The 19,418-nt window shown below is 43.6% G+C and carries 19 protein-coding genes and 1 pseudogene; 16 read left to right on the top strand and 4 right to left on the bottom strand.

The window, feature by feature from the left end:
- From RYK49_RS05740 to ileS, 13 genes and pseudogenes are all read left to right on the top strand, one after another.
- Window positions 1-182 (top strand): annotated as a pseudogene (locus RYK49_RS05740) (GTPase); the annotation flags it as partial.
- A gap of 23 nt (window positions 183-205) precedes the next feature.
- Window positions 206-475 carry a DUF3165 family protein gene (locus RYK49_RS05735; protein ID WP_032912504.1) on the top strand — a complete coding sequence of 90 codons (270 nt, stop codon included), beginning with the start codon at window positions 206-208 and terminating at the stop codon, window positions 473-475.
- Between the two features lie 219 nt (window positions 476-694).
- Complete coding sequence (murD, locus tag RYK49_RS05730) at window positions 695-2,047, top strand: UDP-N-acetylmuramoyl-L-alanine--D-glutamate ligase (RefSeq protein ID WP_032912502.1); 1,353 nt, start codon at window positions 695-697, stop codon at window positions 2,045-2,047.
- Window position 2,048: 1 nt separating this feature from the next.
- Window positions 2,049-3,119, top strand: a complete 1,071-nt coding sequence (locus RYK49_RS05725; RefSeq protein ID WP_002910324.1) for a UDP-N-acetylglucosamine--N-acetylmuramyl-(pentapeptide) pyrophosphoryl-undecaprenol N-acetylglucosamine transferase — start codon at window positions 2,049-2,051, stop codon at window positions 3,117-3,119.
- The gene (locus RYK49_RS05720) at window positions 3,116-4,327 is read left to right on the top strand and encodes a cell division protein FtsQ/DivIB (protein WP_002910323.1); all 1,212 of its coding nucleotides are present in this window, start codon (window positions 3,116-3,118) and stop codon (window positions 4,325-4,327) included. The genes RYK49_RS05725 and RYK49_RS05720 overlap by 4 nt, the downstream gene beginning before the upstream one ends.
- Before the next feature lie 121 nt (window positions 4,328-4,448).
- Window positions 4,449-5,807 (top strand): cell division protein FtsA, encoded by a 1,359-nt coding sequence (ftsA, locus tag RYK49_RS05715; protein WP_002896169.1) that lies wholly within the window; start codon window positions 4,449-4,451, stop codon window positions 5,805-5,807.
- A 16-nt stretch (window positions 5,808-5,823) separates the two neighbouring features.
- Window positions 5,824-7,101 carry a cell division protein FtsZ gene (gene ftsZ, locus RYK49_RS05710; RefSeq protein WP_011836648.1) on the top strand — a complete coding sequence of 426 codons (1,278 nt, stop codon included), beginning with the start codon at window positions 5,824-5,826 and terminating at the stop codon, window positions 7,099-7,101.
- 8 nt (window positions 7,102-7,109) lie between these two features.
- Complete coding sequence (locus tag RYK49_RS05705; protein ID WP_002910321.1) at window positions 7,110-7,781, top strand: YggS family pyridoxal phosphate-dependent enzyme; 672 nt, start codon at window positions 7,110-7,112, stop codon at window positions 7,779-7,781.
- Between the two features lie 9 nt (window positions 7,782-7,790).
- Window positions 7,791-8,378 (top strand): cell division protein SepF, encoded by a 588-nt coding sequence (locus tag RYK49_RS05700; protein WP_002910320.1) that lies wholly within the window; start codon window positions 7,791-7,793, stop codon window positions 8,376-8,378.
- Window positions 8,379-8,383: 5 nt separating this feature from the next.
- The gene (locus tag RYK49_RS05695; RefSeq protein WP_002896162.1) at window positions 8,384-8,659 is read left to right on the top strand and encodes a YggT family protein; all 276 of its coding nucleotides are present in this window, start codon (window positions 8,384-8,386) and stop codon (window positions 8,657-8,659) included.
- On the top strand, window positions 8,656-9,441 hold the full coding sequence (locus RYK49_RS05690) for an RNA-binding protein (RefSeq protein ID WP_002910319.1): 786 nt from the start codon (window positions 8,656-8,658) through the stop codon (window positions 9,439-9,441). The genes RYK49_RS05695 and RYK49_RS05690 overlap by 4 nt, the downstream gene beginning before the upstream one ends.
- 9 nt (window positions 9,442-9,450) lie before the next feature.
- Window positions 9,451-10,245 (top strand): DivIVA domain-containing protein, encoded by a 795-nt coding sequence (locus RYK49_RS05685; protein ID WP_002910318.1) that lies wholly within the window; start codon window positions 9,451-9,453, stop codon window positions 10,243-10,245.
- A 283-nt stretch (window positions 10,246-10,528) separates the two neighbouring features.
- The gene (gene ileS / locus RYK49_RS05680; RefSeq protein WP_048772687.1) at window positions 10,529-13,321 is read left to right on the top strand and encodes an isoleucine--tRNA ligase; all 2,793 of its coding nucleotides are present in this window, start codon (window positions 10,529-10,531) and stop codon (window positions 13,319-13,321) included.
- Between the two features lie 136 nt (window positions 13,322-13,457).
- On the opposite strand, the gene RYK49_RS05675 is transcribed toward ileS, so the two are convergent.
- A complete protein-coding gene (locus RYK49_RS05675; RefSeq protein WP_048772690.1) occupies window positions 13,458-13,874 on the bottom strand; it encodes a MarR family winged helix-turn-helix transcriptional regulator in 417 nt (138 codons plus the stop codon).
- A gap of 61 nt (window positions 13,875-13,935) precedes the next feature.
- Here RYK49_RS05675 and RYK49_RS05670 point away from each other — a divergent pair, with 61 nt between their 5' ends.
- Window positions 13,936-14,370, top strand: a complete 435-nt coding sequence (locus RYK49_RS05670; protein WP_048772692.1) for a GNAT family N-acetyltransferase — start codon at window positions 13,936-13,938, stop codon at window positions 14,368-14,370.
- 23 nt (window positions 14,371-14,393) lie between these two features.
- On the opposite strand, the gene RYK49_RS05665 is transcribed toward RYK49_RS05670, so the two are convergent.
- Together RYK49_RS05665 and RYK49_RS05660 are read right to left on the bottom strand one after the other, a co-directional pair.
- A complete protein-coding gene (locus RYK49_RS05665) occupies window positions 14,394-14,696 on the bottom strand; it encodes a DUF1827 family protein (protein WP_002898025.1) in 303 nt (100 codons plus the stop codon).
- Between the two features lie 67 nt (window positions 14,697-14,763).
- Window positions 14,764-15,213 (bottom strand): NUDIX hydrolase, encoded by a 450-nt coding sequence (locus tag RYK49_RS05660; RefSeq protein WP_002904052.1) that lies wholly within the window; start codon window positions 15,211-15,213, stop codon window positions 14,764-14,766.
- 224 nt (window positions 15,214-15,437) lie between these two features.
- On the opposite strand from RYK49_RS05660, the gene RYK49_RS05655 reads away from it, so the two are divergent.
- Both RYK49_RS05655 and RYK49_RS05650 read left to right on the top strand, forming a co-directional pair.
- Window positions 15,438-16,337, top strand: a complete 900-nt coding sequence (locus RYK49_RS05655; protein WP_314865148.1) for a YafY family protein — start codon at window positions 15,438-15,440, stop codon at window positions 16,335-16,337.
- A gap of 59 nt (window positions 16,338-16,396) precedes the next feature.
- Window positions 16,397-17,011 carry a GyrI-like domain-containing protein gene (locus RYK49_RS05650; RefSeq protein WP_048772696.1) on the top strand — a complete coding sequence of 205 codons (615 nt, stop codon included), beginning with the start codon at window positions 16,397-16,399 and terminating at the stop codon, window positions 17,009-17,011.
- A gap of 48 nt (window positions 17,012-17,059) precedes the next feature.
- On the opposite strand, the gene RYK49_RS05645 is transcribed toward RYK49_RS05650, so the two are convergent.
- Window positions 17,060-19,330 (bottom strand): ATP-dependent Clp protease ATP-binding subunit, encoded by a 2,271-nt coding sequence (locus RYK49_RS05645; RefSeq protein WP_048772698.1) that lies wholly within the window; start codon window positions 19,328-19,330, stop codon window positions 17,060-17,062.
- Window positions 19,331-19,418 lie beyond the last annotated feature (88 nt).

Raw genomic sequence — 19,418 nt, 5'->3', positions numbered from 1 at the left:
AGGACCAAACAGCTGTTATCAAGACACCTCGTATCTTGACACTTGAAGAGTCTCTGGAGTTCTTGAACGACGATGAGTACATGGAAGTAACACCAGAATCTATTCGTCTGCGCAAGCAAATTTTGAACAAACAAGAACGCGAAAAAGCCAATAAAAAGAAAAAATCAGCTGCAGCTGAATAAGCAAAATGGAAAGGAGCAGCAAGATGGTTTATCTTATCATTGGGATTTTAATCCTCTTTTTCTACATTTTTGCTGTTCCATCCAGTATTAAAGGGACTGTTAATGCAGTGACCATGGTGCTACTGATTGTAGCCTTAATTATCTTATTTGGCTTAGGCATTTTTAAAATTTTCCAGTTACCGGCTGAATATTTTGTAGGTTTCGGCCTATCCGTAGTGACTGTCTTGGCTTTGCGGGATATCAATCGTCTCAAGCCGCCTACGAAATCAAAAAAGAATTTTGATGAAGAATAATAAATGAGCAAGAATTTAGAAAGTTGGACAGACTTTTTGAGTTCTTGCTCTTTTTCTTTACAAAAACAATAGGTTTATGTTACAAAATATTTCAAATAGATGAAAACATATCATTTTTTTCAAAACTTGCTTACAGTCGAAAATAAAAGACTCCTATGACTTTTTTATTTTCACAAAAAAAGGTAAAATAGAGTGAAGTATGAATGGAAGAGGTTGCTTATGAAAAAAATAGCAAATTTTGCCAATAAGAAGGTCTTGGTTCTGGGATTGGCCAAGTCGGGTGAGTCAGCTGCTCGCCTTTTAGATAAATTAGGAGCTATCGTGACAGTTAACGACGGCAAACCTTTTGAGGAAAATCCTGCTGCTCAATCTTTGCTAGAAGAAGGTATTAAAGTGGTGACAGGAGGTCATCCCTTGGAGTTGCTGGACGAAGATTTTGAACTAATGGTGAAAAATCCAGGTATTCCTTATGACAATGCCATGGTCGTTCGGGCTCTGGAGAAGAAGATTCCAGTCATTACTGAAGTCGAGTTGGCTTATCTAATTTCTGAAGCACCGATTATTGGTATTACGGGTTCAAATGGCAAGACGACGACCACAACCATGATTGCGCAAGTCTTGACGGCTGGCGGTCAGAATGGTCTATTGTCCGGTAATATCGGCTTTCCTGCTAGTCAGGTAGCCCAAACAGCCAGCAGCAAAGATACTCTGGTCATGGAACTGTCTTCCTTCCAGTTGATGGGGATTGAAGATTTTCATCCGCAAATCGCTGCTATTACTAACCTCATGCCGACTCATTTGGATTATCACGGCTCTGTTGAGGAATATGCAGCTGCCAAGTGGAATATCCAGAAAAACATGACAGCTGATGATTATCTGGTTTTGAATTTCAATCAAGATTGGGCCAAGGAAATGGCTAGCCAGACTCAGGCTGCTGTTGTGCCTTTTTCAACGACTGAAAAGGTGGATGGTGCCTATCTAGATGGTGACGTCTTGACCTTCCGTGGAGAAGCGATTATGCAGGCGGCTGAAATCGGCGTTCCTGGCAGCCACAATATTGAAAATGCTCTGGCTACGATTGCTGTGGCCAAACTGCGTGGCATTGACAATCAGACGATCAAAGAAGTCTTGTCTGCTTTTGGTGGTGTTAAGCACCGTCTCCAGTATGTGGGACGTGTAAATGAGGTTGTCTTTTACAATGATAGTAAGTCTACCAATATCTTGGCAACCCAGAAAGCCCTATCTGGTTTTGACAATAGCAAGGTGATTCTGATTGCAGGCGGCTTGGACCGTGGCAATGAATTTGACGAGTTGGTGCCTGACCTCAAAGGGCTCAAGAAAATGGTTATCTTAGGACAATCAGCTGCGCGTGTAAAGAGGGCGGCTGATCAGGCTGGTGTTTCTTATCTGGATGCGACTGATGTCCGGGATGCAGCTCATAAGGCCTTTGCTCAAGCGGAGCCAGGAGACATTATCTTGCTCAGTCCTGCCAATGCCAGCTGGGATATGTATAGTAATTTTGAAGTCCGTGGCGATGAATTTCTCGCTGCATTTGAAGAATTAAAAGGTTAAGATGAAGAAGATTGTATTTACAGGTGGAGGAACAGTTGGGCATGTAACCCTCAACCTTCTCCTTATTCCGAAATTTATCAAAGAAGGCTGGCAGGTCCACTATATTGGTGATAAGCATGGGATTGAGTATCAGGAAATCCAAAAGTCTGGACTAGACGTGACCTTCCATTCGGTAGCTACGGGCAAGCTTCGCCGCTACTTTTCATGGCAGAATCTGCTGGATGGCTTTAAGGTCGTCTGGGGTATTTTCCAGTCGCTGGGTATTATGCTCAAGGTACGGCCGCAGGCTCTCTTTTCTAAGGGAGGCTTTGTATCCGTTCCGCCCGTGATTGCAGCCCGACTGTCAGGAGTGCCTGTATATGTTCATGAGTCGGATCTATCCATTGGCTTGGCCAATAAAATCGCCTATAAGTGTGCGACCAAGATGTATGCGACCTTTGAGCAAAGTTCCAGTCTGACCAAGATTGAGCATGTCGGAGCTGTGACCAAGGTCGGTAACCAAGAGTCAGTCCCACCGCAGGAACTAGAAGAAATCCGTCAGTATTTTGATAAAGAGCTGCCTACTCTGCTTTTTGTCGGTGGTTCTGCTGGTGCTAAGGTCTTTAATGACTTTGTCAGCCAGAATCAAGCTGCGCTGACCGAGCGTTATAACGTTATCAATCTGACAGGCGATGCAAGTTTGGATGTTCTGTCTGAACGTCTCTTTCGCAGAGCCTATGTGACTGACCTCTACCAGCCTTTGATTGACTTGGCAGATGTAGTGGTGACACGCGGCGGTTCCAATACAATTTTCGAGCTCTTGGCTATGGCTAAGCTGCACATTATCGTTCCTCTGGGACGTGAAGCCAGTCGCGGCGATCAGATTGAAAATGCGGATTATTTTGTGAAAAAGGGATATGCCAAGCAATTGGCAGAGGAACAGCTGGATATGAGCAATTTACAGGTAGCTCTTGATGACCTTTTGGCTAATCAGGCTTCTTATCATCAAGCTATGAAGAATTCCCAGGAAATCAAGTCTGTAGATGAATTTTATGCTTTATTGAAGGCGGATATTGATAAAGGAAAGAAATGAGCAAGAAAAACAACGATGAGCCAAAGGAAGAGGTAAGTGAGCACCTCTCTGAATGGCAGAAACGAAACAAAGAATATCTTGAAAAGAAGGCTCAAGAAGAGGCCAGCAAACAAAAGAAGCTGGAAGAAGAGGAAGCAAATGAAGCTGAAGCTGAGGACTCAATCGAAGGCGAAGAAATAGCTGAAGAGACGGAAGAAGATGACTCATCTTATGAAGAGGAAGAAACAGAATATTTGGAAGATGAATCATCCGAATCTGAGCTAGAGACCGAATTGAGCGAGAAAGAGCGCAAAAAACTGGAGAAACTTCAGAAAAAGGCAGAAAAAGAAGCTGCTAAGGTTCATATCTCGAGGGTTCATATTTATCGAGCGCTGCCAATTTTGCTGGGCAGTGGCTTGATTTTTCTCCTGTCAGTTTATTTTTTGACGCCACTGGCAACCATGAAGACAATCGAATTTTCTGGGAATCAAATGGTCAGTCAGGAAGATCTGCTCAAAAGCAGTAAGATTGATGAGAAGGACTATACTTTAACAACCTTTATCAATGGCGGTAATCATATCCGCAATATGAAAGCTTCTAGCCCTTGGATTAACAACCTGGAGATGGCTTATCAGTTTCCGATTACTTTTCAGGTAAAGGTCAAGGAGTACGGAGTTCTGGCCTATCTGCATGAGGGTGGCCAGTACTATCCTATTCTGACAAATGGGGAGATTATTTCGGACCCGACTGCTGCAGATTCTTTGCCAGAAACCCATATTTCGATAGAGTTTTCAGATAAAAAATTGATTAAAGAATTTGCTCTTCAAATTGAAAAGGTACCGGCTTCGGTCAAGAAAAATATTAAGACAGTTCAGCTGACCCCGAGCAAGGTGACACCGGACTTGGTTACGCTGACAATGCATGATGGCAATAAAATTTTGGTACCAATTTCGCATATTGCTAAGAAACTGCCATATTACAAGGGAATCCAATCGCAGCTGGAAGAGGGTGTACCTAGTGTCGTAGATATGGAAGCAGGGATTTTTAGTTATGTTGAAGGAGCTCAAAACGAGTCGTCTTCTTCTGATGAAGAAAAGCAGAAAGCAGAAGAGGAATCGACGGGACAGCCAACAGAACAAGCGGCTGAGCAGGTGACAGAAAGTCAGGAAGAAGAACCTGCAGAGCCGCAAAATTCGACAGAAAACCCGGGAACTGCTGAAAATCGCTAAATTATATGTAAAAAAACTGCACATTTTCAGTTTCTTTATGTTATAATAAAGCTTGGGTAACTCTAATTTTTAGCGTTATTAGTATAGACCGGAAACATGGAAGATAGAGAGGACTGGTGTAATGGCTAGAGACGGCTTTTTTACTGGATTAGATATAGGAACTAGCTCAATTAAAGTGTTGGTGGCAGAGCACATCAACGATGAAATGAATGTTATTGGGGTCAGCAACGCAAAAAGTGCTGGCGTTAAAGATGGAATTATTGTTGATATTGAGGCTGCTGCTGCTGCCATTAAGACAGCTATTTCTCAAGCAGAAGAAAAGGCAGGCATTTCAATTGGTTTAGTTAATGTCGGACTTCCGGCTAATCTCTTACAGATTGAGCCAACTCAGGGCATGATTCCTGTGACTAGTGATTCTAAGGAAATCACAGATACAGATGTAGAGAATGTTGTTAGATCTGCTCTGACTAAGAGTATGACTCCTGACCGCGAAGTGATTACTTTCATCCCAGAAGAGTTTGTAGTGGATGGTTTCCAAGGGATTCGTGACCCACGCGGCATGATGGGGATTCGCTTAGAAATGCGTGGTCTTCTCTATACTGGACCACGGACTATTCTCCACAACCTCCGCAAGACAGTGGAGCGCGCGGGAGTTCAGCTTGAGAACGTAATTATCTCCCCATTGGCTATGACTAAGTCAATCTTGAACGAAGGGGAACGTGAGTTTGGTGCAACTGTTATTGATATGGGTGGCGGTCAAACTACAGTGGCTTCTGTTAAAGGTCAAGAGCTTCAATATACGAATATATACCAAGAAGGCGGTGACTACGTAACCAAGGACATCTCCAAGGTTTTGAAGACTTCACAAAAGTTGGCTGAAAGTCTTAAGTTTAACTATGGATCTGCTTATGTTCCAGAAGCTGGGACAGAGTCTTTCCAAGTAGAAGTGATTGGCGAGATTGAGCCGGTTGAAGTAACTGAAAAGTATCTGGCTGAAATTATTTCTGCTCGTATCCAACACATTTTTGAGCAAATCAAACGCGATTTGGATAGAAGGCATCTTCTCGAGTTGCCAGGCGGCATTGTGATTATTGGTGGAGCAGCTATTCTTCCAGGAGTGGTTGAGCTGGCTCAAGAAGTGTTTGGTGTGAATGTCAAGCTTTATGTGCCAAATCAAATCGGCATTCGCAATCCAGCCTTTGCACATGTTATCAGCCTGTCAGAGTATGCTGGAAACTTAACAGATGTGGATATGCTGGCTCAGGTTGCTGTTCATGGTGATGAGCAACTGCGCCATCGACCTGTATCCTTTGAGCGTCCTGCTCAGTCAGTACCACGTTTTGAACCTCAACCAGCTGATGAGATTCCTGAGGAGCCGGTCCAAGAAGTTCCAGTTGCCAGTGCTGATGTGCCAAACCAAGAACCAAAAACTGGTATTACAGATCGGATGCGCAACCTAATTGGCAAAATGTTTGATTAAGGAGAATACAGAGAATATGACATTTTCATTTGACGCTGCTGCTGCACAAGGCGCAGTAATTAAAGTTATTGGTGTCGGTGGAGGTGGCGGTAACGCCATCAACCGAATGATTGATGAAGGTGTTGCTGGTGTTGAATTCATCGCAGCAAATACAGATGTTCAAGCTCTTAGCAGTGCCAAAGCTGAAACAGTTATTCAGCTTGGTCCTAAGCTGACTCGCGGACTTGGTGCCGGAGGTCAGCCTGAAGTAGGTCGTAAGGCTGCTGAAGAAAGCGAAGAAGTCCTGACCGAAGCTCTGCAAGGAGCAGATATGGTCTTCATCACTGCTGGTATGGGTGGTGGATCTGGGACAGGTGCTGCTCCAGTGATTGCTCGTATTGCAAAAAATGTTGGTGCTCTGACTGTTGCTGTAGTTACACGTCCTTTCGGTTTCGAAGGAAGCAAGCGTGGAACCTTTGCAGTAGAAGGAATCAATGAACTTCGCGAGCATGTAGACACACTCTTGATTATCTCAAATAACAACTTGCTTGAAATTGTAGATAAGAAGACTCCGCTTCTTGAAGCACTCAGTGAAGCAGATAATGTTCTTCGCCAAGGTGTCCAAGGGATTACTGACTTGATTACCAGCCCAGGACTAATTAACCTTGACTTTGCCGACGTGAAAACAGTTATGGCAGACAAGGGTAATGCTTTGATGGGAATTGGTGTTGGTAGCGGTGAAGAACGTGTCATCGAAGCTGCTCGCAAAGCTATCTACTCACCTCTTTTGGAAACAACCATTGATGGCGCAGAGGACGTAATTGTCAACGTTACTGGTGGCCTAGATATGACTCTGATTGAAGCTGAAGAGGCTTCAGAAATTGTCAACCAAGCAGCAGGTCATGGTGTGAACATCTGGCTCGGTACTGCGATTGATGAGTCCATGAAGGATGAAATCCGCGTGACGGTTGTAGCTACTGGTGTCCGTCAGGACAAGGTTGAAAAGGTCAGCGGCATTCGTCAGACACCACAACCTACTAGTCCAAGCCGTCCGCAGCAAGTTGAGCCAAATCGCGAAGTTCGCTCAGGACAGTTTGAACGAAACTTTGATATGACCGAAACGGTTGATATTCCTGCTCCAAGCCGTCAAAGAACGGATGCGCCTAAAGGTTCAGCCTTTGGTGATTGGGATCTTCGCCGCGAAGCGATTGTTCGTCAGGCTGAACCAAGTTCGTCAGCCCGCGTGGAACGCTATGCAGAAACTAATGAAGATGATGATGAATTGGAAACACCTCCATTCTTCAGAAATCGTTAATCTAAATCATGAATTTGCAGAATAATAAAGAGTTGGTCTTTCAATCCGTCGCTCAAGCGGCGGAGCAAGCCCAGCGTTTGAAAGATTCAGTAAATATCATTGCAGTTACCAAATATGTTGACTGCGAAACAACTCAGGAGCTTGTTCGTACAGGTATTCAGCATATCGGAGAAAATCGGGTAGATAAATTTCTAGATAAATACCATGCTCTGAAAGATGAGAATCTGACATGGCACCTGATCGGCAGTTTGCAGAGGAGAAAAGTCAAGGATGTGATTAACTATGTTGATTACTTTCACGCTTTAGATTCTGTAAAATTGGCCAAGGAGATTGACAAACGGGCTGAACATGTGATTAAATGTTTCCTGCAGGTGAATATTTCTAAAGAAGAGAGCAAGCATGGCTTTTTGATTGAAGAACTTGAAGTTGTCCTGCCTGAACTTGAAAAATTAGAAAATGTTCAAATTGTGGGATTGATGACAATGGCTCCGTTTGAAGCTAGTGATGAGGAGCTGAACCAAATTTTTGAAAAGGCTCATCAACTACAAAAAGAATTAAAAAAGAAACAGTTAAATAATATGCCCTTTTCTGAATTAAGCATGGGAATGAGCCGTGATTATCCAGAAGCAATTGCCCATGGCTCGACTTATGTCAGAATTGGTACAGCATTTTTTAAATAGGAAAGAAATATGTCATTAAAAGATAGATTTGATAAATTTATAGATTATTTTACAGAAGATGGAGATGAGACTGAGCTTCAGGAGCAGACAGTCAGCAGACCTGCAGCGCCTGTTAAGCAGAAGCCTGAATTGGTTCAGCCTAAGCCAGTCAGAGAGAGCAAGCCAGCTCCTCGTCCGGCTGCTGCGGCCAAGCCACAGCCTAAACCTCAGCCCCAACAGAAATCTTCGACTGAGAATATTACCAGACTGCATGCACGTCAGCAGGAATTGGCTCAGCACCGTGCAAATGCGGATGAGAAAATTACGATTGATGTTCGTTATCCGAGGCGATATGAGGAAGCGACTGAAATTGTTGATCTGCTTTTGGCCAATGAAAGCATCCTGATTGACTTCCAGTATATGACTGAGGTACAGGCTCGACGTTGTTTAGACTACCTAGACGGTGCCCGTTATGTCTTGGCTGGAAGTTTGAAAAAAGTTGCAAGCACTATGTATTTGCTGACTCCGATTAATGTAGTGGTAAATGTGGAAGACATCCGCCTGCCAAACGATGTTGAAATCAGCGAATTCGACTTTGATATGAAGCGCAGTAGATAAGAGATATGTTATATTTTGTAATTCGTGCCATCTCTAATCTTTTCGATCTTTATAGCATTGCCTTGATTGTCTATGCACTTCTGTCTTGGTTTCCAGGAGCCTATCAAACCAAATTCGGAGAGTTTCTAACACGAATTGTAGAACCGTATTTAAAACTTTTCCGCCGTCTTCCCTTGCAGTTTGCAGGGCTGGACTTTACCGTTTGGGTTGCAATTCTGGCTTTAAACCTTTTAAATCGTGTGGTCTTTTATTTAATAAGCGTCTTACTAATGTTATTATGATGAAAGATTTATATCAACATTTTTCGCATGAGGATCGAGAGTTTATTGATAGGAGTCTGAAGCTGCTTCAGCGGGTTCAAGATACCTATGCGTTTGAAACAACGTCTTTTCTGAATCCCCATCAGGTCTCAATCCTGAAGAATATTGGCAAGCAATATGATGTGCAAGTCTTTGCTAGTACGGATTTTTTTCCAAGTGAACTAGCAAGAGTTCTTGTGGCGCCTTCTTATTACCAACTGAATATGGATGATTTTGAATTGAGCTTGCTGGAAATTTCCTATGCAAGCAAATTTTATAAAATCAGTCATTCGCAGATTATGGGGACCTTGCTCAATCAATTAGGGATTGAAAGACGAACATTTGGTGATATTCTTGTGGTTGGAGACCGCGCTCAGCTCTTTGTAGATAAGAGACTGGCCCAGTATTTTATAGATCATGTCTCTAAAATTGCAAAGATGCCTGTCAAACTAAAGGAAGTTTCCTTTGCAGAGCAGCTGAAAGAGCAAAAGCAGGCTGTCACCAGAGAAATTTTAGCATCTAGCCTTCGCTTGGACAAGTTGGTAGCCAGCACCTTTAAGTTGTCAAGGAGTCAGGCTGCTCAGCTGATTTCTGGCAAGCATGTGAAAGTAAACTATGCTGTTAATGACAATCCCAGCCTGCAGGTTGGGCTAGAAGACTTGATTAGCGTTAGACGATTTGGAAGATTTAAGGTTTTAAGAGAAAATGGCCTTTCCAAGAATGGAAAACATAAGTTAACTGTTGAATTATTAGCTAGTAAATGAGGAGGAACTATGACACTTACAGCATTAGAAATTAAAGATAAATCCTTTGGAACCAAGTTTAGAGGCTATGATGTTGAAGAGGTAGATGAATTCCTGGACATCGTTGTCCGTGATTATGAGGACTTGGTTCGTGAAAATCACGAAAAAGAAGCAAAAATTCGCAATCTGGAAGAACGTCTGACATATTTTGATGAGATGAAAGACTCTCTCAGCCAGTCTGTTTTGATTGCTCAGGATACGGCTGAGCGCGTTAAAGTTGCTGCCAATGAGCGATCTACAAATATTGTCCGTCAGGCAGAGCAGGATGCGCAGCATTTGTTGGATGGAGCTAAGTACAAGGCTGATGAAATTTTGCGTCAGGCAGCGGACAATGCTAAGAAAGTAGCCATTGAAACAGAAGAACTGAAAAACAAAACACGTGTCTTCCACCAACGCTTGAAATCAACCATTGAGAGCCAACTCAGCATTGTGGATTCGTCTGAATGGGAAGAAATCCTGCGTCCGACAGCTACTTACCTGCAAACCAGCGATGAAGCCTTCAAGGAAGTTGTATCTGAGGTTCTAGGAGAAGAGGCAGTTGTCCGCGAGGAAGAAGTGGATGTGACACGTCAATTTTCTCCAGAGGAAATGGCTGAGCTGCAAGAGCGCATTGAAGCTGCAAACCGTGAATTAGCTGCGACACAAGCTTTTTCTCCGCTCAGTGATGAAGACATAGAAGCTCACGCAGCTGAGGAAAACTCAGAAGCTTACCATCACGATGATGATACAAATGGGGAACAAAAAGTTCCAGTAAATATTTTATAATTTTTAAAGAAGCTAAGATTGTAAAAACACAGACCAAGCAAAATACTTTCAGCGAGCAGATGATGGTGAGAGATCTGCAGTCCATCTTGCTTGGGCTATCATTTTACAGAACTTTCGTCTGAAATCAGTAGGATGAGACGGCAGTCCACGTTACGGACAAAGAGGGGCAAGAGGAGCATCATGCTATTGTCTTGCCTAAACAAAGGTGGTACCGCGAATTTTCGTCCTTTTTGGAGAAGTTTGCGGTTTTTAATTTGTAATTTTAAAAATAAAGAGGAATAGAATGAAACTGAAAGAAACACTCAATCTTGGGAAAACTGCTTTTCCTATGCGGGCTGGCCTGCCAAATAAAGAACCAATCTGGCAGAAAGAATGGGATCAAGCTAAGCTTTATCAACGCCGTCAGGAACTGAATGAAGGCAAGCCGCACTTTATCTTGCATGATGGCCCTCCTTACGCTAACGGCAATATTCACGTCGGCCATGCTATGAATAAGATTTCCAAAGATATTATTGTTCGCTCAAAATCTATGGCTGGCTACTATGCGCCTTACATTCCAGGCTGGGATACGCATGGTCTCCCAATCGAGCAGGTATTGGCAAAGCAAGGCGTTAAGCGTAAAGAACTGGACTTGGTTGAGTACCTCAACATGTGTCGGGACTATGCCCTGAGCCAAGTCGAAAAGCAAAAAGAAGACTTCAAGCGTTTGGGTGTTTCTGGTGACTGGGATAATCCTTATGTGACTTTGACTCCTGACTATGAAGCGGCTCAAATCCGTGTCTTTGGCGAAATGGCTAAAAAAGGCTATATCTACCGTGGTGCTAAGCCCGTTTACTGGTCATGGTCATCTGAGTCAGCTTTGGCTGAAGCAGAAATTGAATACCATGATTTGGTTTCCACCTCTCTCTACTATGCTAACCGCGTCAAAGATGGTAAAGGGGTATTGGACTCCGATACTTACATCGTCGTATGGACAACAACTCCATTTACCATTACAGCCTCTCGCGGATTGACAGTTGGAGCAGATATTGATTACGTAGTCGTACAACCAGCTGGTGAATCTCGTAAGTTTGTGGTTGCTTCAGAATTGTTGAATAGTCTGTCTGAGAAATTTGGATGGGCTGATGTTCAAGTTTTGGCTACCTACCGTGGTCAAGAATTAAATCACATCGTGACAGTTCACCCATGGGATACTGCTGTAGATGAACTTGTTATCCTGGGTGACCACGTTACGACTGACTCTGGTACTGGTATTGTCCATACAGCGCCTGGTTTTGGTGAGGACGACTATAATGTCGGTGTAGCTAATGGCTTGGAAGTATTTGTCACTGTTAATGAGCGCGGTATCATGATGGAAAATGCTGGTCCTGACTTTGCAGGCCAGTTCTATGACAAAGTTGCGCCAACAGTTATTGAAAAGCTTGGTGACTTGCTCCTTGCTCAGGAAGAAATCTCTCACTCCTACCCATTTGACTGGCGGACTAAGAAGCCAATTATCTGGCGGGCAGTACCACAGTGGTTTGCATCTGTATCCAAATTCCGCCAAGAAATTTTGGACGAAATTGAAAAGGTTAAATTCCATTCTGAATGGGGTAAAGTACGCCTCTACAATATGATTCGTGACCGCGGTGACTGGGTTATCTCTCGTCAGCGGGCTTGGGGTGTGCCATTGCCAATCTTCTATTCCGAAGACGGAACACCAATCATGACGGCTGAAACCATTGAACATGTAGCTCAGCTCTTTGAGGAGCATGGTTCTATTGTCTGGTGGAAGCGTGAAGCAAAAGACCTTTTACCAGAAGGATTTACTCATCCAGGTTCTCCAAACGGCGAATTTACCAAGGAAACGGACATCATGGACGTTTGGTTTGACTCAGGTTCATCATGGAATGGTGTAGTGGTCAATCGTCCTGAGTTAACTTACCCGGCTGATCTTTATCTAGAAGGTTCAGACCAATACCGAGGTTGGTTCAACTCCTCCCTCATCACTTCAGTTGCCAACCATGGCGTAGCTCCTTACAAACAAATCTTGTCACAAGGATTTGCCTTAGATGGTAAGGGCGAAAAGATGTCTAAATCCCTTGGAAATACAATTGCTCCAAGTGACGTGGAAAAACAATTTGGTGCGGAAATCTTGCGTCTCTGGGTAACCAGTGTTGACTCTAGCAACGACGTTCGTATCTCTATGGATATCTTGGGTCAAGTTTCTGAAACCTACCGTAAGATTCGGAATACGCTTCGTTTCTTGATTGCCAATACCTCTGACTTTAATCCAGCTGAGGATGCTGTAGCTTACGAAGAACTTCGCTCCGTTGATAAATACATGACTATCCGCTTCAATCAATTAGTAGAGACTATTCGCAAGGCTTACGCAGAGTTTGAGTTTCTGACTATTTACAAAGCGATTGTCAACTTTGTGACCGTTGACTTGTCTGCTTTCTATCTGGACTTTGCCAAAGATGTCGTCTATATCGAAGCAGCTAAGTCATTGGAACGTCGTCAGATGCAGACTGTCTTCTATGATATTTTGGTCAAGATTACCAAGCTGTTGACACCAATCCTGCCTCACACAGCAGAAGAGATTTGGTCTTACCTAGAACATGAAGAGGAAGAATTTGTTCAGTTATCTGAATTGCCAGAAGCTCAGATTTTCCCAAATCAAGAAGAAATCTTGGACACTTGGTCTGCCTTTATGGACTTCCGCAGTCAGGCTCAGAAAGCCTTGGAAGAAGCCCGTAATGAGAAGGTTATCGGGAAATCGTTGGAAGCACACCTGACTGTCTATCCAAATGAAGTTATCAAGACCTTGCTGGAAGCAGTTAACAGCGATGTGGCACAGCTTCTCATTGTTTCTCAATTGACGATTGCTGAAGGACCTGCTCCAGAAGGCGCTCTAGTCTTTGAAGATGTAGCTTTTATCGTAGAGCATGCGCAGGGACAAGTCTGTGATCGCTGCCGTCGCATTGACACAACAGTTAAAGAGCGCAGCTATCAAGCCCTTGTCTGTGACCACTGTGCAGAAATTTTAGAAGAAAACTTTGTTCAAGCTGTCTCAGAAGGCTTTGAGAGCAAGTAAGTTTCCAAAATAAAAAATGGCTTTGCCCTTTAGTGGTAAGCCATTTTTTAGATAGATCGATTTGAAAATTTGTTAATTTAAAACCAAATTAGCAAAAACAAACAGTTGCAAATGCAACTGTTTTCTGTTATACTAGTCATATCTTAGGAGTGCTTATTTTAGCCAAGATGTTTTGGAGCTGAAAGAGCTCAGAGGAAGTCAGTTGCTGCAGAGCCTGACTGGCGTAGGTATTTTCAAAGCCAATCAGCTGGTCGTAGAGTTTGAGAGCCTGACTGCTGGGATAGAGCTCTTTGAACTTCTTATTTTGAGCTTTGGTCTTTTTAATAATCAAGCCTCTATCTTCCAGTTTTCCTAGAGAACGGCTGAGAGTAGTCTTGTCAATCTGCACCAGCTCTGCCAGTTGTGATTGGCTGAGACCTTCATTTTCGACGATGCGAATGAGCAATAGAAACAAATTATTGTCTAGGTCGTAGTTACTGGCTTTCTGATTCATTTTCATCATGGCTTGTCTGGAAATAAATCCCATTTGACGGAAAAGTTGACGATAATCCATAGGAACTCCTTAATAGTTGCATTTGCACTTATTATACATTAAAAAGTTAGAGGAAACAAGTATGTGGTCTAGGAAAAAATTAACAGAGCTGAACCCGATAGAATTTTATCAAATCATAAAACTGCGCATCGACACCTTTGTGGTGGAGCAGGAGCGCATTTATCCTGAGCTGGATGAGAAGGACCTAGAAGCAGTGCATGTTTACCACGCTAATGAACAAGGGGAAATTGATGCTTATGCCCGTGTCTTTGAAGAGGGAGAGCATTTAGTATTTGGTCGAGTAGTCACAGCTCAGTCAGCACGAGGACAGGGCTTAGGAGGACAGCTTATCAGAGAAATCTTGCAATTATGTGCTGAGAAATGGCCAGGAAAGGAAATTGAAATAGAGGCTCAGGTTCAGGTGGCTGTTCTCTATGAAAAGTATGGCTTCAAATCAGTTGGCCAACCCTTTATTTTTGAATCGACACCTCACATTACCATGATCTATAAACAATAAAAAACTAAGGTCTGGCCTTAGTTTTACTGTTTAACAGGAATAGAAATTTCGATTAGATTATTAGCGTAAATCGTGCGGATAGCAGCTCTATCAATAGTATTTGCATCAATTTTTCTCTTCAAGAAAAATTCTCTGATTTTTTCGATTTCCTGTTCGCGTACAGCACGGTGCATGTTTGAAATCAAGATTTCATAGTGAAGAGGAGCTTGTGTAAAAACAACATCGCTGTTTCCAGCAGAATAAACTTCGACTAATATCGCATCGGTGCTTTCCAATTGGCTTTTGACAAGGTCAGCATGACTGTTTGTTGTATTAATAAGCTTCATACGATTTCCTCCTGCTTTATACCTGCTATTATTATAACATGTTTGCTATGAATTGTGAATGATTTCTTTAAGCTTTAAGTGTATTTTTCCAGGCTTGGATACCCCATTTATGGCTGCCGCGTTTGAGTGTTTCAATAGCTTCTTCGACTGGGAACCAGGCAAGCTGGTTGAAATCTTCCAGCGGTTTTTGGACTTCTTGGAAAGAGGTGACCTCATACAGGTAGGCCGGGTTGTAAAAATAGGTGTCGCGATGGCGGGAGTAAAAATATTCATCAGCTTGTCCAAGATAGCGTCCAAGCTGGGCTGTGAACCCAAGTTCTTCCATCAGCTCGCGTTCAAGGGCAGTCTGATGGTTTTCCCCCTCTTCAATCTCTCCACCGGGCAGAAACCAAGCCCCGTTAGGCGCCTGAACCAAAATAATCTTTTCTTTCTTCTCGTCTGGGATAACGGCATAGACTCCGTAACGGGTCACATATTCTACATTTGCTTCCTTTTCACCAAAGGTTGGATTTGTCATTCTAATATCCTCAATCTCTAGTCAGTTTACTATCTATCATAATGGACTAAGGACCAGCTGTCAAGAATTTACTCGGTTTATTGGACAGAAAAAGAATGATAGTCCTTGAAAGAAATCCCCTTAAAATAATAAATTCCTTCCTTTGAATTTTTAAAAATCTATTCTTTATGGGAATAGTCAAACATTCCTAGCTAGAATTGTTATAATAGTAGCGAGGTGGTTTTATGACAGAAAGCAGGCTTTTTAAAATCTTATATCTTCTTTTAGAGCAGGGCCGCACAACAGCTCCCGAATTGGCCTCACTATTTGAAGTATCCATTCGGACCATCTATCGAGATGTGGACAAGCTGAGTTTGGCAGGAATCCCTATCTATTGCAGCCCAGGCAAGGGCGGGGGTATTTTTCTGATGAAGGATTTTGTCTTAGACAAGGCCTTATTTTCAGAGTCTGAGAGGGATGAACTATTAGCTGCTCTTCAAGGCTTCCAGATTTTAACAGATGGCGAGCAAGTAGAGACCCTGTCTAAGTTGCAGTCATTGTTTCAAGTTCAGGCAACTTCATGGCTGGAGGTGGATTTCACTGACTGGCGCAAAAAAGCAGATCAGAAAGAACTGTTTGATACCATTAAGCAAGCAATCTTGCAAAGAAGAGTCTTGTCTTTTTCTTACTTGAATGGGTGTGGAGAAAGAGGGCAGCGCAAGCTAGAGGCGCTGAAGTTAGTATTTAAAAGCCAAAACTGGTATGTTGCTGGCTTTTGTCGTTTAAGACAAGCCCCGCGCTTTTTTAAACTCAGCAGAATGAGAGACTGTCAGATGTTAGAGGAACGATTTAAGCAGAGAGTCTTGGATGAGAAATTTAGCCCCGAGGAGTGGCTAGGAGATACTGTAAAAGTCCTCTTGAAATTTGACCGGAAGCATGCCTTTCGGGTGTACGAGGAGTTTTCAGAAGCAGAGATAGAGGAGACTGATGGGAGCCTTTATGTCCAAACGCATTTGCCGAGTCACGATAGTCTTTATACCTACTTGCTATCCTTTTTGGATGGAGTTGAAATCATGGAGCCGTCTCGGTTACGGGAAGAATTCAAAGAAAAGTTAAAAGCTATTGCCGATATTTATAAAAGCTGACAGAGGTTGTCAGCTTTTCTTTGCTATACTGTTTGTAGTAAAGAAAGGAGGGCTCTCTCATGAAATATGAATGGAGAAAAGCCGATCGAGAATTCTATCAAATCAAGTCTGCACCCTGTCTCATAGATGTTCCTGCCCAGTCTTTTATCATGATTGACGGCAAGGGCGATCCTAATGCTGCCGACTTTTCGGAACGAGTTGGTGCTCTGTACAGTTTAGCCTATGCTATCAAGATGAACTACAAAAAGACAGCAGCCGAGCAAGAATTTACTGATTTTACAGTCTATCCCTTGGAAGGACTTTGGCAGCAAGAGCAAGCAGGAGAACTCATTAAAGAAGAATTGATTTATACTATTATGATTGGCCAGCCGGACTTTATCACTGGAGAGATGGTGAAAAAGGCTCTGGAGCAGATCCGTGTCAAAAAGCCTAATCCTCTCTATGACGAGATTCGTTTTGAAGAAATGACGGAAGGAGAGTGTGTCGCCATGCTGCATCTGGGTCCTTTTGACGAAGAACCTCAATCCTTCGCTAAAATGGATGCCTTTTGCCAGAGTCACCAGCTGACACGGATTTCAAATACTCATAGGGAAATCTATCTTAATAATCTGAATCGGACAGACCCTAGCAAGCTGAAAACAATTCTGCGCTACAAGGTTCAGAAAAATCAATAAAGAAATAGAGCAGAAAACTAACTGTTTTCTGCTCTATTTTGTCGAAATTCATTTTTCTTCTTGAGATGAATTAACGGACTCTGTGCTTTCAGTTTTCTTTGCTGACTTGATGAGAATCTTGCCATTGCTAGTCATGATAGCTTTGAGCTCTTTTTCGCTTGGATTTTCCAGATAGAAGTCAGTAATAGCATCTTCGATATGGTCCTGAATGGTGCGGCGCAGTGGGCGAGCGCCCATTTTCGGATCGTAGCCCAAATCAACCAATTTTTCCTTGACCTTCTCCGTAACATCCAGATGAATGTCGTTGGTTGCCAAACGTTGATTGACATCGTCCAGCATAAGGTTGACGATTTGCAGCAGATTGTCCTTGCTGAGCGCCTGGAATTCGATAATGCCGTCAAAGCGGTTCATAAACTCAGGACTGAAGAAGTTGCCCAATTCACCTAAGACGGAGTTGGTGCGGCCTTCACGCGCTGCCCCAAAGCCAACGCTGGCTTCAGCTTTGCCAGTTCCGGCATTGGATGTCATGATGATAATGGTGTCCTTGAAGCTGACAGTCCGGCCTTGACCATCGGTCAGGCGGCCATCATCTAGAACCTGCAGGAACATGTGCATAACATCAGGATGTGCTTTTTCCACCTCATCCAGCAGAATGAGTGAGTATGGATTGCGGCGGACGCGCTCAGTCAATTGGCCAGCTTCATCATAGCCGACATAGCCCGGAGGGGCACCGACCAGCTTGGCCACGCTGTGTTTTTCCATGTATTCACTCATGTCAAAGCGAATCATGCTGTCAGCCGAGCCAAAGAGCTCAATGGCTAGTTGCTTAGACAGCTCAGTCTTACCGACGCCAGTTGGTCCGACAAAGAGGAAGCTGCCGATTGGGCGATTAGGACTTCCCAGTCCGACCCGGTTGCGACGGATGGCCTTGGCAATCTTATCCACAGCATCGTCTTGGCCAATGACATGGGCCTTTAGGTCGCTGGCGAGATTGACCAGCTGAGACTGTTCCTTTTCTTTGAGGTCGCCAACTGGGATATTGGTCTTTTGCTCTACGATGTGCTCAATCGTTTTCTCGCTGATAATCGGAGTATCCTTATCTAGCACACTTGTCTGCTGGAGTTCCTTGTACTTGGCAATCTGGTCACGGAAGTAAGCCGCTTTCTCGAAATCTTCGTCACGAGTCGCCTGAGCCTTGAGGTTTTCGGCCTCAATCAGACGTTGGTCAATGACCTTGGGATCAACGAAGTTGAGGGTCAGATTCATCTTAGATCCAGCCTCATCCAAGAGGTCAATAGCCTTGTCTGGCAGGAAGCGGTCTTGGATGTAGCGGTTGGAGAGAAGGGCAGCAGCTTCAATGGCCGCATCTGTGTACTTGACGTGATGGTAGTCTTCGTATTTTTTCTGAATTCCTTTGAGGATGGTAATCGTTTCCTCTACCGTCGGCTCGTCTACCTTAACGGGCTGCATACGGCGCTCCAGTGCAGCATCCTTCTCGATGATACGATATTCGTTTAGGGTGGTCGCTCCGACCATCTGGAGTTCTCCGCGAGCCAGAGCTGGTTTGAGGATGTTCCCAGCGTCCATATTGCCATCGCCAGCAGAGCCTGCTCCGACAATTTCATGGATTTCATCAATAAAGAGAATGACATCCTGGCGAGAACGAATCTCATCTATAAGCTTCTGCATTCTCTCCTCAAATTGGCCACGGATACCAGTTCCCTGTACTAAACTGACAACGTCTAGGCGGATAACTTCCTTGCCTTGGAGTTTATGAGGCACATCACCATCAACAATTTTCTGGGCCAGGCCTTCCACCACGGCTGTTTTTCCGACTCCTGGCTCTCCTATGAGAACAGGATTGTTTTTGGTGCGGCGGTTGAGGATTTCAATGACACGGACGATTTCTTCATCACGGCCAATTACAGGATCAATCTCGCCTCGGCGAGCCAACTCAGTCACGTTGATACCAAACTCTTCCAGCAGGCCTTTTGGCTTTTGCGGACTTGGCTGAGGCTGACCACCCTTGCTAGGATTGGAACCGTAGCCGCCACCGCCTCCATAGGCTCCGCCAGATTGGGTAGGAGGAGTAGTTGGTTCCTGAGGCTGTTGAAAATTGCTGAGGCTATTGAAGAAGTCATCGATAGGATCTGTTCCGTGATTGTTGGCATTAGCAATTCCGCCGAACAAGGAATGTTCGGGGTCTGTTTTCATGATTTGGTAGCAGTTTTGGCACAAATCCACCTGTTGTTTATGACCATTTACGTTGGTATAAAGGTGAATTGTGGATTCATTTATTTTACAATTTTGACAAAGCATGCAGATACCTCTTTTCTTTTAGTGTGCAAGCTATTTATAGAAATGATTAAAGGTCAAAAATAGTCAAAGTTTTATAGTTTCATTATAT

It is taken from the genome of uncultured Streptococcus sp. (assembly GCF_963525625.1).
Classification (GTDB): Bacteria; Bacillota; Bacilli; order Lactobacillales; family Streptococcaceae; genus Streptococcus.
Note: the sequence above shows the minus strand (reverse complement) of the source record. Positions and strands in the feature narration are given on the sequence as shown.

Coding starts and splice junctions, on each gene's coding strand:
- RYK49_RS05665 (WP_002898025.1), bottom strand. CDS start 14,696: ATGAAGCTTATTAATACAACAAACAGTCATGCTGACCTTGTCAAAAGC.
- RYK49_RS05705 (WP_002910321.1), top strand. CDS start 7,110: ATGAATTTGCAGAATAATAAAGAGTTGGTCTTTCAATCCGTCGCTCAA.
- RYK49_RS05670 (WP_048772692.1), top strand. CDS start 13,936: ATGTGGTCTAGGAAAAAATTAACAGAGCTGAACCCGATAGAATTTTAT.
- RYK49_RS05645 (WP_048772698.1), bottom strand. CDS start 19,330: ATGCTTTGTCAAAATTGTAAAATAAATGAATCCACAATTCACCTTTAT.
- RYK49_RS05700 (WP_002910320.1), top strand. CDS start 7,791: ATGTCATTAAAAGATAGATTTGATAAATTTATAGATTATTTTACAGAA.
- ftsA (WP_002896169.1), top strand. CDS start 4,449: ATGGCTAGAGACGGCTTTTTTACTGGATTAGATATAGGAACTAGCTCA.
- RYK49_RS05695 (WP_002896162.1), top strand. CDS start 8,384: ATGTTATATTTTGTAATTCGTGCCATCTCTAATCTTTTCGATCTTTAT.
- RYK49_RS05690 (WP_002910319.1), top strand. CDS start 8,656: ATGATGAAAGATTTATATCAACATTTTTCGCATGAGGATCGAGAGTTT.
- RYK49_RS05660 (WP_002904052.1), bottom strand. CDS start 15,213: ATGACAAATCCAACCTTTGGTGAAAAGGAAGCAAATGTAGAATATGTG.
- RYK49_RS05725 (WP_002910324.1), top strand. CDS start 2,049: ATGAAGAAGATTGTATTTACAGGTGGAGGAACAGTTGGGCATGTAACC.
- RYK49_RS05650 (WP_048772696.1), top strand. CDS start 16,397: ATGAAATATGAATGGAGAAAAGCCGATCGAGAATTCTATCAAATCAAG.
- ileS (WP_048772687.1), top strand. CDS start 10,529: ATGAAACTGAAAGAAACACTCAATCTTGGGAAAACTGCTTTTCCTATG.
- RYK49_RS05655 (WP_314865148.1), top strand. CDS start 15,438: ATGACAGAAAGCAGGCTTTTTAAAATCTTATATCTTCTTTTAGAGCAG.
- ftsZ (WP_011836648.1), top strand. CDS start 5,824: ATGACATTTTCATTTGACGCTGCTGCTGCACAAGGCGCAGTAATTAAA.
- RYK49_RS05720 (WP_002910323.1), top strand. CDS start 3,116: ATGAGCAAGAAAAACAACGATGAGCCAAAGGAAGAGGTAAGTGAGCAC.
- RYK49_RS05735 (WP_032912504.1), top strand. CDS start 206: ATGGTTTATCTTATCATTGGGATTTTAATCCTCTTTTTCTACATTTTT.
- murD (WP_032912502.1), top strand. CDS start 695: ATGAAAAAAATAGCAAATTTTGCCAATAAGAAGGTCTTGGTTCTGGGA.
- RYK49_RS05685 (WP_002910318.1), top strand. CDS start 9,451: ATGACACTTACAGCATTAGAAATTAAAGATAAATCCTTTGGAACCAAG.
- RYK49_RS05675 (WP_048772690.1), bottom strand. CDS start 13,874: ATGGATTATCGTCAACTTTTCCGTCAAATGGGATTTATTTCCAGACAA.